At 33.0% G+C, this 273-nt stretch carries 1 pseudogene; it reads right to left on the reverse strand.

Annotated features, from left to right (window positions below):
* A pseudogene (locus FUA24_RS25605) lies at positions 1-273 on the reverse strand (bifunctional aspartate kinase/homoserine dehydrogenase I); the annotation flags it as partial.

Below are 273 nucleotides of genomic sequence, written 5' to 3' on the forward strand. Positions count from 1 at the left end.
CAGTATCACTTTTTAGTCCTGCTTCCGAAAGGAATGATGTGTTTTTAATATCTTCTAAATTCATTTCAACACCACTTTCTCTGGCTAAAATTAAAATTTTTCTAGCCACATCAACACCGCTTAAATCTATTCTTGGGTCTGGTTCAGTGTAACCTTCGGCAGCGGCTTGTTTTACAACATCATAAAACTTAGTAGTATCATTAAAATTATTAAAAACGAAATTTAAACTTCCGCTTAAAACCGCTTGAATAGATTTAATTTTATCACCCGAAG

Source organism: Seonamhaeicola marinus (genome assembly GCF_008085455.1).